This window comes from Flavobacterium sp. ARAG 55.4, assembly GCF_051846875.1.
Classification (GTDB): Bacteria; Bacteroidota; Bacteroidia; order Flavobacteriales; family Flavobacteriaceae; genus Flavobacterium; species Flavobacterium plantiphilum.
In genome coordinates this window covers 376,327-392,361 of record NZ_JBPYCT010000002.1, presented here as the reverse complement: position 1 = coordinate 392,361, position 16,035 = coordinate 376,327, and the positions used below count along the sequence as shown (strand labels likewise).

Annotated in this window: 11 protein-coding genes; 4 read left to right on the top strand and 7 right to left on the bottom strand. The window is 34.8% G+C overall.

Going from position 1 to position 16,035, the window contains the following annotated elements; translation table 11 throughout:
• Positions 1-42: 42 nt before the first annotated feature.
• The 5 genes from atpD to ACSV4D_RS03825 all read right to left on the bottom strand — a co-directional run bounded on the left by atpD (position 43) and on the right by ACSV4D_RS03825 (position 9,209).
• On the bottom strand, positions 43-1,554 hold the full coding sequence (gene atpD / locus ACSV4D_RS03845) for a F0F1 ATP synthase subunit beta (RefSeq protein WP_408080676.1): 1,512 nt from the start codon (positions 1,552-1,554) through the stop codon (positions 43-45).
• Between the two features lie 203 nt (positions 1,555-1,757).
• Positions 1,758-4,637: a TonB-dependent receptor domain-containing protein gene (locus ACSV4D_RS03840; RefSeq protein ID WP_439227218.1), complete on the bottom strand. Its 2,880-nt coding sequence runs from the start codon at positions 4,635-4,637 to the stop codon at positions 1,758-1,760.
• 239 nt (positions 4,638-4,876) lie between these two features.
• Positions 4,877-6,721, bottom strand: coding sequence for a glutamine--fructose-6-phosphate transaminase (isomerizing) (gene glmS / locus ACSV4D_RS03835; protein ID WP_439227217.1), 1,845 nt, complete (start codon positions 6,719-6,721; stop codon positions 4,877-4,879).
• Between the two features lie 16 nt (positions 6,722-6,737).
• The gene (locus tag ACSV4D_RS03830) at positions 6,738-8,390 is read right to left on the bottom strand and encodes a DUF4270 domain-containing protein (protein ID WP_439227216.1); all 1,653 of its coding nucleotides are present in this window, start codon (positions 8,388-8,390) and stop codon (positions 6,738-6,740) included.
• A 15-nt stretch (positions 8,391-8,405) separates the two neighbouring features.
• The gene (locus tag ACSV4D_RS03825) at positions 8,406-9,209 is read right to left on the bottom strand and encodes a glycogen/starch synthase (RefSeq protein WP_408080668.1); all 804 of its coding nucleotides are present in this window, start codon (positions 9,207-9,209) and stop codon (positions 8,406-8,408) included.
• A gap of 79 nt (positions 9,210-9,288) precedes the next feature.
• On the opposite strand from ACSV4D_RS03825, the gene panC reads away from it, so the two are divergent.
• The 4 genes from panC to radA all read left to right on the top strand — a co-directional run bounded on the left by panC (position 9,289) and on the right by radA (position 13,155).
• Positions 9,289-10,167 carry a pantoate--beta-alanine ligase gene (panC, locus tag ACSV4D_RS03820; protein ID WP_439227215.1) on the top strand — a complete coding sequence of 293 codons (879 nt, stop codon included), beginning with the start codon at positions 9,289-9,291 and terminating at the stop codon, positions 10,165-10,167.
• A gap of 14 nt (positions 10,168-10,181) precedes the next feature.
• Positions 10,182-10,532 carry an aspartate 1-decarboxylase gene (gene panD, locus ACSV4D_RS03815; protein WP_408080664.1) on the top strand — a complete coding sequence of 117 codons (351 nt, stop codon included), beginning with the start codon at positions 10,182-10,184 and terminating at the stop codon, positions 10,530-10,532.
• 122 nt (positions 10,533-10,654) lie between these two features.
• A complete protein-coding gene (locus ACSV4D_RS03810; RefSeq protein WP_439227214.1) occupies positions 10,655-11,794 on the top strand; it encodes an alpha/beta hydrolase in 1,140 nt (379 codons plus the stop codon).
• Positions 11,794-13,155, top strand: a complete 1,362-nt coding sequence (gene radA, locus ACSV4D_RS03805) for a DNA repair protein RadA (RefSeq protein WP_408080660.1) — start codon at positions 11,794-11,796, stop codon at positions 13,153-13,155. The genes ACSV4D_RS03810 and radA overlap by 1 nt, the downstream gene beginning before the upstream one ends.
• Positions 13,156-13,203: 48 nt before the next feature.
• Here radA and ACSV4D_RS03800 read toward each other — a convergent pair whose 3' ends face one another.
• Together ACSV4D_RS03800 and ACSV4D_RS03795 are read right to left on the bottom strand one after the other, a co-directional pair.
• Positions 13,204-13,968, bottom strand: coding sequence for a LytR/AlgR family response regulator transcription factor (locus ACSV4D_RS03800; protein ID WP_439227213.1), 765 nt, complete (start codon positions 13,966-13,968; stop codon positions 13,204-13,206).
• Positions 13,968-15,968 (bottom strand): sensor histidine kinase, encoded by a 2,001-nt coding sequence (locus tag ACSV4D_RS03795; RefSeq protein ID WP_439227212.1) that lies wholly within the window; start codon positions 15,966-15,968, stop codon positions 13,968-13,970. The genes ACSV4D_RS03800 and ACSV4D_RS03795 overlap by 1 nt, the downstream gene beginning before the upstream one ends.
• Between the last annotated feature and the right edge of the window lie 67 nt (positions 15,969-16,035).

Genomic DNA, 16,035 nt, shown 5'->3' with positions numbered 1-16,035 from the left:
TGCTTTCTAACAACTGACAACTGACAACTAACAACCAAATTATTACGCTTCAGCTAACATTTTTTCTCCAGCTTCGATAGCTTCTTCGATAGTTCCTTTAAGGTTGAATGCTGATTCTGGTAAGTGATCTAATTCACCGTCAATAATCATATTAAATCCTTTGATAGTATCTTTAATATCAACTAATACACCTGGAATACCTGTAAATTGCTCCGCTACGTGGAACGGTTGAGACAAGAAACGTTGTACACGACGTGCTCTGGATACCGCTAATTTATCTTCTTCAGATAACTCTTCCATACCTAAGATCGCGATGATATCTTGTAATTGTTTGTATTTTTGAAGAATCTCTTTTACTCTTTGTGCACAGTCGTAGTGCTCATTTCCTAAAATATGCGGAGTCAAGATACGAGAAGTAGAATCTAATGGATCTACCGCTGGATAAATACCTAACTCAGCAATTTTACGAGACAATACTGTTGTAGCATCTAAGTGAGCAAACGTTGTTGCTGGCGCAGGGTCAGTTAAGTCATCCGCAGGAACGTAAACCGCCTGTACAGATGTAATAGATCCTTTGTTTGTAGATGTAATACGCTCTTGCATAGCACCCATTTCAGTTGCTAATGTTGGTTGGTAACCTACCGCAGATGGCATACGACCTAAAAGTGCTGACACCTCAGAACCTGCTTGTGTAAAACGGAAGATATTATCAACGAAGAACAATACGTCTTTACCTTGATCAGATCCAGCTCCATCACGGAAATACTCAGCGATAGATAATCCAGAAAGTGCCACACGTGCACGAGCTCCTGGTGGCTCATTCATTTGTCCGAAAACGAAAGTAGCTTTAGACTCTCTCATTCCTGGTAAATCTACTTTAGACAAATCCCATCCTCCATTTTCCATAGAGTGCATGAATTCCTCACCGTATTTAATAATTCCTGACTCTAACATCTCACGAAGCAAGTCATTTCCTTCACGTGTTCTTTCACCTACTCCTGCGAATACAGAAAGTCCACCGTGACCTTTTGCAATATTGTTAATCAACTCCTGAATCAATACTGTTTTACCAACTCCGGCACCACCAAACAATCCAATTTTACCTCCTTTTGCATAAGGCTCAATCAAATCAATTACTTTAATACCTGTGAATAAAACTTCAGAAGATGTAGATAAATCTTCAAATTTTGGTGCCTGACGGTGGATTGACATTCCGTTCTCACCTGTTTTTGGCAATTCTGGCAAACCATCAATAGCATCTCCAACCACGTTGAATAAACGACCGTAAACATCTGCTCCAATCGGCATTTGAATAGGATTACCTGTTCCTACTACTTCATATCCTCTGCTCAAACCATCTGTTGAATCCATCGAAATGGTACGTACAGTATTTTCTCCAATGTGAGATTGCACCTCAAGGATTAATTTAGTACCATCTTTTTTAGTGATTTCTAATGAATCATAAATTTTTGGAAGTTCAACATCCTTACCGTTGAAAACAACGTCAACTACTGGGCCAATGATTTGGGCAACTTTTCCTATTACTTTAGACATTACTTATGTATTTATTAAACAGCTATTTAGGTTTATGAAATACACACCATCAAAATTCAATGATTTAGGTGTTTTTTCAGAGCGCAAAGATAATTTTTTAAAATAAAAAATCAACAATTTTATTTAAAAAACATAAAAAAATAAAACCAGACCTTAAAACAGCTTTTAAAACGCTCTCTAAAACTATTTTTAAAATGATTTTTCTATGGATTTACGGTCCAGGAAACAAAATACATTTGCCCAATTAAACCGGCCCCTAAAACCTGCGCATATTCTTTCCCCCCAATATTAGATCCTCCTATTTTTAAAGTAGATTTAAGTGAAGGAATACTGTAGTTAATTTGAGCATCAACAACAGTTGCTCCGTCAATCATTCCGTCCACCATAGTAGACTGCCATAAATAATCACTATTCCATCTTCCGCTAATATTAAATCCGAAATTTTCAAATAATTTTTCATTCCCAAAAGAGACTTTTACTCTGTGTTTAGGGGTATTAAATCCAGCTTCAAAACTAGGATCTTTAGCCTGATCAAAACCAAACTCAGCATAATTATAATTTGCACCTAATTCAAAATCTTTATATATTTTTCTGGAAAGTCCCAAACCAAAACCAAACGACTTGATTTCAACATCTGTGTTAGTATACAATTGATATGCTCTGAAATTTCCATTAGCAAGAGCATGTAAAGACTGAACTTCAGGATTTGTGACATATGTAGGCGCTCCTGAGGCAAAATCAAAAGTATTAGATGCAGTACCGTATAGGGGCGCAACTGCATTAGCAGCTCCAATAAAATTATTATAGATATTATAATAAGCGTTAATATCAATATTAATATCATTAATTCTGGAACGATACCCTACCTCAAATGCTTTTACTTCTTCGGGTTTTACATAATTCACATCTGTTTTTCGTAATAAAGCAGCAGCTCCCGGTGTATTTCCCGGATTAGCAGCTGCAAAAGCAGCAAAGGCTCTTACCGAAGATGCGGTATATGAATTATTATATGCATTTTCACCAGTCATTATTACAGAAGCACCGCCTGCATATAATTGTCCTACAGCAGGAGTCCCATTTGCAACAGCTCTTGTCTCAGAATAACGCAATAAATTATCCGGAGCCGAACCTATTAAAACAGCATTTCCTACATTAAAACCAATGTACTGATCCTGAGTAGTAGGATTTCTAAAGCCTGTTTGAAAAGAAGCTCTGAAATTATGTGTTCTGGATTCACCGGCAGCATATACTAAAGAAACCCTTGGCGAATAACTTCCATCGAAATTTTGAGATTTATCATAACGGATTGACCCTGTAAACTTTAGTCTTTCTTCTAAGAATTTCTTTTGCAGCTGCGTATACAATCCATATTCATCATAATGAATCGATCCGTTGGCATCAGTATAAATTCTTCCAAATGAATTCAGCTGATACTTTCTATAAGAACCACCTAGCTGAATTTCAGCAAATGATATCAGATCTTTAAAATTATAATTCACATCAGAATGATATATTTTAGAATTATCAACCAATTTTGAACCCGACAACACATCCGGATTAGCAATCACCTGATTGAAAGCATTCTTAAATGCCGGTGTACCCGGCTCTAATCTCCCCGTTTCGGCAGCGGCACGTGCAAAAGCATGAGAAGCGTCAGCGTTTCCAGCATAAGCTGGACCAAACAAACCTGCAAAAGCCTGAGAATAAGCACCCGCATATTGACCAAACCAATTATTGTCTGACTTCCACATTCTGTTAATATTGATTCCCGTGAATTGCATATCATAAGAGTCACCACCGTTTTCTGACGTAGTATAACCTCTGAGGAAAAAATTCTTGCCTTTAAATTCTATTTTATGCTGTTGCATAAAAAAATTATTCAGATAATATCTATTGGCTCCCTGATATACCGCGTTACCAAAACCAAATTTACTTTGCAGAATTACTTCTAACTTTTCGTCACCAAAAGGCCTGATATGCAACGAAAGATCAATCTTTGTATTACTGGCTCTGTTATCGGTTAAATCTGTTTCATTATAACCTGTTCTGGAAACATTTTCATTAGGCAGTAATGCAGCTAAATTAGCAGGAAGTAAATTATTAGCTACCAAAGTCTGCCCTACCGTATAAATATTAGTTGAAACTTCATCTCCATAGACATTAATTCCATCATAATTTTGATGCGAACGATTTCTGCCGATATTTGTTTTATCATCATAATTGGTCGCAAACCAATCAGTACCCCGCATATAAGTAAAATTGGCCTTTCCCGCTATATGCCGGCTAAAGGCTTTCGCCATTCTGATTCCATAATCGATATAATCATTTGTTCCTGCAGCTTTTTGACTGGTTTGACCGTATTTGGCATAAGCCGTAATTCCTTCATAGAGAAACGGATTTTTACTATTCATAAATAAAATTCCATTAAACGCATTGGCTCCGTATAACGCCGAAGATGCCCCCGGTAACAACTCCACACTTTGTACATCAATCTCAGAAATACCAATCATGTTTCCTAAAACAAAATTTAACAAAGGAGATGCATTATCCATTCCATCCACTAACTGTAAAAAACGGGAATTAGCCACAGTAGCAAAACCACGGGTATTAATGGATTTAAAAGACAAACTACTGGTATTCATCTGAACTTCTTTCAAATTCTCTAAACCATCATAAAAACTTGGTGATGCTGATTTCTTGACATCACTGATTCCCATTCTTTCAATAGTAACCGGCGATTCAAAAACTCTTTCGGGCGTTCTGGAAGCAGACACCACAATTTCATTGAGCACATTTTGTTCTTCCTGTAAAACTACATTAATCTGTTGTTTTGAAGTAACCATAATCCTTTGGGATACAAATCCCACACTACTAATTTCTATTTCATAAGGCTGCTTCTTTTGTGAATTAAGAATAAATTTCCCGTCGCTGTCAGTTACAGTTACACCGGTATCGCCAATCACTGTAACATTTGCACCAGCAACAGGCTGATTATTACTTTCAACTACAACTCCCTGAACAGTATCCTGAGCATATATTATACTACAGAAAAACAATACCGAAAAAAATAAATTAGCTTTCATATGATTAAGTTTTATTAGTTGGAGCATTCAAAAACAATCAACTTTACAACAGCATTATAAGAACATTCAAAATTTTCAACACCTTAAATTTAAGCAAAAAAAATAATTATTTAACAAAAAATATGGCAGAAAATTCAATTTTCATTAATTCTCTGATTTTTTAAAACAAAAAAGCAAGGCGTTTGCCTTGCTTTTTTATAAACTTGTCAGCCTTTTAGGAAGACTCAATTAATATGCTTTTATTCTACCGTCACAGATTTAGCCAGATTACGAGGCTGATCTACATTACAATCTCTGTAAACAGCAATATAATAAGACAATAACTGCAATGGGATTGTAGTAATTAATGGCGATAAAGCATCTGATGTTTCCGGAATCTCAATAACATAATCTGCCAATTCCCTAACCTGAGTATCTCCTTTAGTCACTACAGCAATAATTTTTCCGCTTCTGGACTTAATTTCCTGAATGTTACTTACTATTTTATCATAATGACCTTGCTTTGGAGCAATTACCACTACCGGCATTTGTTCGTCAATTAAAGCAATTGGTCCGTGTTTCATTTCTGCGGCAGGATAACCTTCTGCGTGAATATAAGATATCTCTTTTAATTTCAAAGCTCCTTCTAAAGCTACGGGAAAATTATAACCACGTCCCAGATACAAACAATTAGGAGCATCTTTGAAAGCAGCTGCAATTTCTTTCGCTTTTTCGATAGTAGTTAAAGCTTCTTTAACTTTTTCAGGAATCAATTCCAATTCTAACAAATACCTGTGAAAATCAGAATGAGACAATGTTCCTTTCGCTTTGGCCAAACGTAAAGCAAGCATAGTCAGTACGGTAATTTGAGTAGTAAAAGCTTTTGTTGATGCCACACCAATTTCCGGTCCTGCATGTGTATAAGCTCCTGCATGTGACTCCCTTGAGATAGATGACCCCACCACATTACAAACTCCAAACACAAAAGCCCCCTGTTCCTTAGCCAATTTAATAGCTGCCATAGTATCCGCTGTCTCACCCGATTGTGAAATAGCAATAACCACATCAGTACTTTTAATTATCGGATTTCTATATCTAAATTCAGAAGCATACTCTACTTCTACTGAAACGCGAGCAAATTCTTCAATAATATATTCAGCCACTAAACCTGCATGCCATGAGGTCCCACAGGCTACAATAATTATTCTGTCGGCATTTAAGAATTTTTCTAAATGGTCTTCAACTCCAGCCATCTGAACAATTCCTTTATCCGAATGCAATCTTCCTCTGTAAGTATCTTTGATAACACTAGGCTGTTCAAAAATTTCTTTCAACATAAAATGATCAAAACCTCCTTTTTCAATCTGCTCCAAATTCATTTGAAGTTCCTGAATATAAGGATCAACCAAACTGTCATCCTTTATTTTTCTAATCTTAATTGGCTTATGAAGATTGATATTTGCCATTTCTCCATCCTCTAAATACACTGCATTTGAAGTATATTCGATAAAAGGTGAAGCATCAGAGGCAATGAAATATTCTTCTTCACCTACACCAATCGCAAGCGGGCTTCCTAAACGAGCCGCAACAATTTCATCAGGATTTTTTTTGTCAAAAACAGCAATTGCATAAGCACCCACCACCTGATTCAATGCTAACTGAACTGCTTTTCCTAATTTTATTTTTTCATTCTTCTGAACCTCTTCAATCAGATTAACCAATACCTCTGTATCAGTATCTGAATGAAAAACGTAACCACGATTAATTAATTCTTCTTTTAAAGGTGCATAATTTTCAATAATTCCATTATGAACAATGGCTAATTCACCAGAGTTTGAAAGATGAGGATGTGAATTTACATCATTAGGAACCCCGTGAGTAGCCCATCTTGTATGCCCCATCCCAATGGTTCCTTTGGTAGACATCTCCTTCAAAGCAAGTTCTTCAAGTTGCGCTACCTTACCTTTTGTTTTGCAAACTTTGATTCCTTCTTCATAAATCATTACACCTGCACTATCATACCCGCGATATTCTAATCGTTTTAAACCTTTGATAACAACAGGATAAGCTTCTCTATGGCCTATGTAACCAACAATTCCACACATATATATATATATTATATTAATTCGGTTTTGTGTAATAAATCTCTAATTTTAATTTTTTATCTGCCGGTACAGAAGATTTACTTCCATGAAGCACTACCCCTAAAGGACTCATTACTGAAGCCTGAGGCACTTTAGTCAAAGTGGTTCCCGGCTGTAATGGCAATCGCAACTTATTCATTGCACTATTATTAATATCCTCAGTAATTACCACTCCCAATTTAACATTCGTAGAATCAGAGTTCTGAATCAGATTTCTGATATGATTGGTAATTCTGAATTTATATGTTTTATCATCAGTATTAGTGGTATTCAAAAGACCTCCATATATCAATAATCCGTTTTTACTATTTGTTCCTGTTGTTCCATCAAAGAGGTAGTCTACAATCGTCGTATTGTTAGTTAAATCATATAGATAAATCCTGCCCGGAATCTTATTTGCTCCCATTGCGGTATGATCCATATGAAAAACCAAATTAGCTTCATTTATCAACACTCTCTTTCCGGTTACCGGATCTTTACGTCTTAATTCATCTAATTCATCATAAACTCCGTTAGGTCCCTGTACATTCCCATTAGCATCATAACTCAGGTTATCCGTTTGATCAAAAAGATCCAATACAGCCATTGAGCCTTCTCCTCCTTTTACATACAACTTTTCATCACCGGCTGCAATATCAGGATTAGTAGCTGCATTTGTATAATCAGTCGCATTTGTTACATCATTAGAAAGCAAATTAACGGTATTTCCCGTAAGATTAAGCAGAATTGATTTAGAAACTTTAACCGTATTATCCGTTGAAGAATCTTCTTTATAATATATAGTAACCGTACCCGCTCTAAAATTCATCATAGACAAAACTCCCGGATTAGAACCTGATTTTTCTACTTTAAAATACAAACCTCTGAAATAATTTTTAAAAACATCATTAGTTACCAATTTGCCTGAAGCGGCAGCATCAATAATTTTTGTTTTAAAATAGTTTTTATTTAAAGCCAGTCTCATAGCCGGAACAGATTGAGTTGTTGCTGCTTCACCATTAGTTGTTGTAGTTTCTTTGACAGCTTTAGGATTAAAGAAAAAAGCGGTGTTTTGAGAAACATCGGCAGCATCATTCAATGCAACAGATCCTTTGAGTGTCTCAAAATCAGATATCTGATTTGTATAATATCTTTGTGCTTCTAAAAAACCGGTCTCAGGATCTAAATCCCTCATAAAATATCCGTTTTCATAAATACTGAGCTTAATTTTACCCAGATCTTTGTTTCCATAAAGAGAATCTAATCTATAAAGGTTCTCTCCTGATTCTAAATCCGGGTTAGGCAACGGAGTGTTAAAATAAGGAACAGACAAAATCACACTGTCCACCTCAACGTTATTCCCAATAACCGGATTCACAGAAGCTAAAGTAAGCTGAGTTACAAAACTGGCTGTTGTAGTTCCAAAAACAGCATCTTCATAAACACCTAAAGCATTTACAGGTAAATTACTGGATTGTACTGCATTAATTTTTTGATTGTATGCTAACACATTAAAAGACTTTCTTTCCAAACCAAAATGATCATTTCCTACTAAATCATCTCCGATGGAATTAAAATCTTTATCACAGGATACAAAAAAAACAACCGTTATTACTATTAGAATTTTCTTAAAAAAAGAATTATTATGCATATTAAAAAAGTAAGGTTAAAGCATTTCTTTATAAAAATTGCTATACGCTTCTGCGAAAGCATCTTTAGGGACGAAAGGTAAAAAAGGTTTTCCCGAAGTTTCAATAAATTTTGTTAAACTTGGACTAACATTTGGGGAAGCCACAATTACAGCGTCCGAATGCATTACCGTTGCCTTAATAATATTCTCATAATCAGGTGTTGCAAGCATCTCGACTTCTTCCTGAGGCACACCGTCAAGTTTCACTTTATTAATCATTTCAACATCTAAAGTACCATCGAACGACTGTCCATAAACGGAAGTAACTATTTTAGTATCTGAAAATAAAGCTTCATTTTTATAAAAATGTTTCATATAAACAGGCAACATTGCTGCCATCCAGCCATGGACATGAATAATATCAGGAACCCAGTTTAATTTTTTTACTGTTTCAACAACTCCTTTTGCAAAAAATATAGCGCGCTCATCATTATCAGGATACATAACCCCGTCTTCATCAGCAAAAGTGGCTTTTCTTTTAAAATACTCATCATTATCAATAAAATAAACCTGAATTCTCTCTTTTGGAATTGATGCTACCTTAATAATCAAAGGCATATCTAAATCATTTACTACCAAATTCATTCCGGATAATCTAATTACTTCATGCAATTGGTGTCTTCTTTCATTAATATTTCCATATCTTGGCATAAAAATCCTAATCTGCCCCCCTTGATCATTAACCATCTTTGGAACATCATAAGACATTAAAGAAACCTCATTTTCAGCCAGATAGGGCACCACTTCAGATGATACATATAATATCCTCTTATCTTTCATATTGTAATTTAGTTAGTTAAGTTGGTAATAAAAACCACGCAAAATTACGAAATTTTATGCAGTTATTAACTAATATATTATGTTTGCACTCAATTTTAATAAAATCATCATGCCTATTTTCTATGGAAAAGCTGCTTTAGCCGAATTTTTAAATTCAGTTAAAACTCAAAATTCCACTATTGGTTTTGTTCCTACAATGGGTGCTTTACACCAGGGACATCTCTCGCTGATGCAACAATCACTGGCAGAAAACAACAATACTGTCGTAAGTATTTTTGTTAATCCTACCCAGTTCAACAATGCTGAAGATTTAGAAAAATACCCCAGAACCTTAGAAGAAGATACTCAAAAAATTTTCCAATTAAATGCCAATATAATTGTCTATGCGCCTACCGTAGATGATATTTATGAAGGAAAAGTAATATCACAAAATTTTGATTTTGACGGTTTAGAAAACCAAATGGAAGGCAAATTCAGACCTGGGCATTTTAACGGAGTAGGAACTATTGTAAAACGTCTGTTTGAAATTGTCTCTCCAAACAATGCTTATTTTGGCAAAAAAGATTTCCAGCAATTGCAAATCGTAAAAAAAATGGTTCTTAAAAATCATTTAAACGTAAATATTATTGGCTGCAAAATCCACCGAGAAGCTAATGGTTTAGCCATGAGTTCCCGAAACGAACGCTTATCCGCTTCTGAAAAAGAGCAGGCAGCAATCATCTATCAAACTTTACTTCAGGCAAAAGAAAAATTCAAAGCACAGGATTGCAAATCCGTGAAACAATGGGTAAAAGATGTTTTTGACGCCAACACAAATTTTGACTTAGAGTATTTTGAAATCGCTGATGAGGAAACACTTATTCCTTGCGACGAAAAAACAAAAGATAAAAATTATCGTGCATTTATCGCCGTATTTGTTAATAATATCCGATTGATTGATACCATTTCACTAAAATAATTTACTTTTGTGCCATGCAAATTCAAGTCTTAAAATCAAAAATACATCGGGTAAAAGTAACAGGTGCCGATTTAAATTATATTGGCAGCATCACCATCGATGAAACCTTATTAGAAGCTTCAAATATTATTGAAGGAGAGAAAGTTTCTATTGTTAACATCAACAATGGAGAACGTTTTGACACTTATGCCATAAAAGGAAAAAGAAATTCCGGTGAAATCACACTTAACGGTCCTGCAGCAAGAAAGGTACAAAGAGATGATATTATTATTATTATTTCTTACGCAACTCTGGACTTTGAAGAAGCCAAAACTTTCCAGCCATGGATTATTTTCCCAAATGAAAAAGACAATTCATTAACCTAAAAAAACATCTAAACATTAAATATCCGAAGCGTTTCTCTAAAAAAGAAGCGCTTCTTTTTTTTACAGCCATTTACTTTGAGTAAAAGTAGTATATTTAAAATCGAATTCTAAAAGCCCAAATTATGAAACAACTTCTACTTTTATTTTTATTTTCCCTTTCATTATTTGCTCAAAAAACAGAATTAATCAAATCCGATAAGCTGGGAACAACCAGAGAAATCATTGTTAGCTTACCTCCCTCCTATGAAACGAGCCCAGGTAAAAGATATCCCGTTCTCTTGTTATTAGACGGACAATATTTATTCGATTCTTTTCAGGGCGCTTTAAAATACGGTGAATATTGGGATGATTTACCGGAAACTATAATTATAGGAATCAATCAAAAAAACAGCCGCATGGACGATTGTACTTTTGATGAAACCGAAGGAATGCCAACACAAAGATCTGCCGCTTTTTATAATTTTATCGGCGAAGAACTGATGCCATTTATCGAAAAAAAATACCGTGTTGCTCCTTTCAGAATTATAGCAGGACATGACACCACTGCGGGTTTTTTAAACTTCTTTCTGTATAAAGAAAATCCCTATTTTAATGCCTATATTTCATTAAGTCCGGAACTTGCTCCGGGTATGGAAAACCAAATAACAACGAGTTTAACCAATACAAAAAAACCTGTTTTCTACTACCAATCCTCAGCCGATGGCGATATCAAACAATTACGTGAACCTGTAGCATCATTAGATAACAGTTTAAAATCAATAACAAATCCCTTAGTTAATTATAAATTTGATAATTTTAGGAATGCATCCCATTATTCTTTAGTTTTATATTCGATTCCAAATGCTTTGTACCAAATTTTTGACAGCTACAAACCTATTTCTTCTACTGAATTTTCAGAGAAAATAGTGGTATTACCATCGGGTTATGTAGATTATCTGACTAAAAAATATGACAATACTACTGAAAAACTGGGATTAAACATCCCTATCCGGATTAATGATTTCAAAGCTATTGAAGCCGCTATTTTAAAAAACAAAGCGTATGATGAATTAGAGAAACTAGCCCAATTAGCCAATAAAAACTACCCAAAAACCATGCTTGCTGATTACGAATTGGGATTAATGTATGAAAAAACAGGCGATGCCAAAAAAGCCGCCAGCAAATACCAACGTGCTACTCAACTGGAAGAAATTGGTGATTTGACCAAAGATATGATGTACAACAAGTACGATGATATGAAAAGCCTAACTGTTAAAAGATAATGTCAAAAGTTAAAACCTCTTTTTTCTGCCAAAACTGCGGAACATCTTATGCTAAATGGCAAGGCCAATGCAACGCCTGTAAAGAATGGAATACCATTGCCGAAGAAATTATTCAGAAACAAGACAAAGTAGCCTGGAAAAGCGAACCAACTCCAAATAGCAGAGCACCCAAACCTTTAAAAATAACCGAAATAGATTCGACGGAAGAAATCCGGATGAACACTACAGATGCCGAATTGAATCGTGTCCTTGGTGGCGGAATCGTTCCAGGTTCCTTAACGCTTTTAGGAGGTGAACCCGGAATTGGAAAAAGTACGCTTTTACTCCAAATTTCGTTAAAATTACCTTACAAAACCCTATATGTTTCGGGCGAGGAAAGTCAGAAACAAATAAAAATGCGCGCCGAAAGGATTACGCCAAGTAGCGATAATTGCTATATTCTGACCGAAACCAAAACCCAAAACATCTTCAAACAAATTGAAGCCATTGAACCCGAAATCGTAATTATCGATTCGATTCAAACGCTGCATACCGATTATATCGAATCGACCGCAGGAAGCATTTCTCAAATTAGAGAAACTACTGCTGAGTTAATCAAATTTGCAAAAGAAACCAATATCCCCGTGATTCTTATTGGTCATATTACCAAAGATGGAAACATTGCCGGGCCCAAAATATTAGAACACATGGTCGATACCGTATTGCAATTTGAAGGTGACCGAAATCATGTATATCGAATTCTGCGTTCCTTAAAAAACCGATTTGGTTCTACCGCTGAAATTGGTATTTACGAAATGTTAGGCAGCGGATTGCGTGAAGTTTCCAATCCGTCCGAAATATTAATTTCGCATAAAGACGAAGAATTATCCGGAACTGCCATTGCCACCACATTAGAAGGCATGCGTCCGCTGATGATTGAAATTCAATCTTTAGTCAGCACCGCCGTTTACGGAACTCCACAACGCAGTACCACCGGTTACAATGCCAAAAGGCTGAATATGATTCTGGCGGTTTTAGAAAAAAGAGCCGGTTTCAGGCTTGGCGCCAAAGACGTTTTCCTGAACATCACCGGCGGAATTTCGGTAGATGATCCTGCGATTGATTTAGCCGTTGTTGCCGCTATTTTATCATCGAATGAAGATATAGCCGTAGACAAAGGTTTTTGTTTTGCCGGCGAAGTAGGTCTTTCAGGCGAAATTCGTCCTGTAAACCGCGTGGACCAACGCATACAGGAAGCCGAAAAATTAGGTTTCTCTACTATTTTTGTATCCAAATACAATAAAATTGCTTTAAAAAATACCGGAATTAAAATCGAATTAGTCGCTAAAATTGAAGATGTCGCAAGTATGCTTTTTGGATAAATCTTTATTACCAAACCCTGACAGGTTTTTGAAACCTGTCAGGATTGATTAAATTCCCATCCAATTTTTAATCTGTAAATTATAGCTTCTTCCAGAAGTGATTCTCGTTTTTCTATTGTTATTCAACGTAATCACAAAACGACTATTAAAGTACTTTTGAACATCCAGCACCAGATTCTTATTTAGAATCACAGCACGATGTACTCGTATAAATTCTTGTGGTAATTTCAATTCTAATTGAGATAGCGATTGCTCAATCAAATGATTTTCTTTATTGGTATAAACCGTCACGTATTTTTCATCGGCTTCAAAATGAGTGACCTCATCCAGTTTTATAAAAATGAGTTTGTCTCCTTTTTTAACTGTTATTGAAGTCATCTTTTTTTCTTCTTTCTGACTGTAAAATTCCTTTAAAACTGACCTAATAGTTGCCGAAGAAAGATTGTTTTTAAAACGACTCAGTTTTTCTACTGTTTGTTGCAAACGTTCCAATCGTAGCGGTTTTAATAAATAATCAATGCTATTAGTTTCAAAAGCTTTCAAAGAATACTGGTCGAATGCCGTACAGAAAATCACAATGGGTATTTTATCCAAACGCTCCAATAATTCAAAACCGTTCAATCCGGGCATTTCAATATCCAGAAAGATAACATCAGGCTGTAATTGATTGATTTTTTCAACAGCTTCTATTCCATTTTTAGCTTCATCCAATACCCGAAAAGTTTCCGGAAAATGTTCCAGTAATTTTTGCAAACGGGCTCTTGCCGGCGGTTCGTCATCTATAATTAAGGTGGTATAAGCTTGATTTTTCATTAAATCATATTATTTATTTGAATGTTGATTTCTTTTTGAGGTTCGTTGTGCCAACTCATTTCCGCTTTGTCACCATAAGTAAATCGTAACAAATCATAAACGGTTTGCAATCCGTGACCACTAACTAATCCTTCCGGAAAATCAGGACCGTTATCCTGAATGGAAATCAAAATCCCTTCGCCTTTTTCACTTACTTTCAAGATAATTTGGCCTTGTCCTTCAATTTTAGAAATTCCGTGTTTAATGGCATTTTCAACCAAAGGCTGTAAAATAAACATCGGTATCTCAACATTCAATAAATCAGCATCGACATCGATAGAAAAATCCAAACGGTCACCAAAACGGATTTGTTCAATTTCTAAATAATTTTGAACCAAACTTAACTCATCGCCTAAAGTATTTACTTTCTTCCCTTTTCGATTAATACTGTGACGGAATAAATCCGACAAGGATAACGCCATTTTTTCGGTTTTATCAGCATCCGTATGCGCTAAACTGGCAATGGAATTTAAAGCATTATACAAGAAATGCGGATTAATTTGGGACTGCAATACTTTGACCTCAGCTTCGGCTTTCGCTTCTTGTAAACGGCTCAATTCTACATCTTTTTCTTTAACCAAAGATGCTGAAAAATGATTCAAATACAACAACAATCCCCTACCAATTGCCAATGCAGCTGAGAAAAAAACATAAGGCAAAATAAATTCAAAAAATCCTTCTCTATCTGATTCTAAAAATATTAAAGTAAGTGGCGCTATAAAAGAAACAAATGTAAAAATTACTTTGAGAATCAATTGATAGCTAAAACTTTCGTTCTTTTTAAAGCTATTTTTTTCTAATCCCCATAATACAAAGGAAATTAACGGAGCAAATAAAATCGGAGTTATTAATAGCGAGAAAAGTGCATTCCACCAACTAACAAAAACTCTAAAATCTGTCATCAAATTATGAAAATTACTAAAACTTATAAAAGACATTAAAATAATGAAAATTGGGAATAAGTAATTAAGATAATTATACTTGAATTTTCTGTTTTGAAAGAAGCTGAACATTAAAACAAAAACAACAACACCTACAACAATAATAATACCCCAAACCTTAAATTCGTGTGCTTTTTTATTGGTGAAACTACTGGCATAACGCCAAGGATAATTGGCATACATATAATCTTTAAATTGCTCTATAAAATCATCCGAATATAGTTTTTTCAATAAAAATTTATCACTATCTGTAAATTTTGAATTTTCCGGATTGTGTCGAGTAGACTTAAAAATACTATTCACATTCCCTTTTCCATAAGTAACAGGAATAAAATTAGCATCTTGAATATAACAAAGCGACCTTAATAATTCATATTGAATATATGTTTTCCTTTCATTATAAGTTATCTCTTTATTAATATCAAATGAAATAGAAATCGGCGAATAATAATTTTCAGATTTCGAATCAAAAATTCCTCTTGTTATCTTCCCAATTTCATTCGGTAATCGATAATCTATATTTCTTTCAGAATCTACCTTAGGAGGCATAAGGTACAATATACGTTTTTCAGATTCAAGTCTATTGTCTACTCCTGAACTTTTATAAAAACCCAACTCAGTTGTTGATCTTGACAAATCCCATAAAGAGATTCCCTTGTATTTTTCGTTATAACCATTACGTAAAGCAATGTCAAAAGATACACCGGTAAAATTATCAAAGTAATCAACTGTTTCATTAGGAATAACTGTTCTCAATTCCCGAATAATTTCATTTACAATTAGACTGTCTTGTTTTGAGGCATATTTTAGCGATATAAGTATTGGCCCTTCACGCTTATATACTGTTTCAGTTTCTCCATCAAACAATCTGTCTTTTACATATTCCCAGTTTTTATTGTATTGACTGGGATTATTACTTTTATCGTTTGCTAAATTCATATTCAAAGATGTGTCATTTTTAGAAACGACAATCGAACTTGTAACTACCAAAATCAGGATTAATGCGATAAATTTTTTCATAATTTGTGAGTTGGTTTAATTATTTAGCAAATGAAGGAAACCAAGCCATTTGAAAAAACATTTTTCC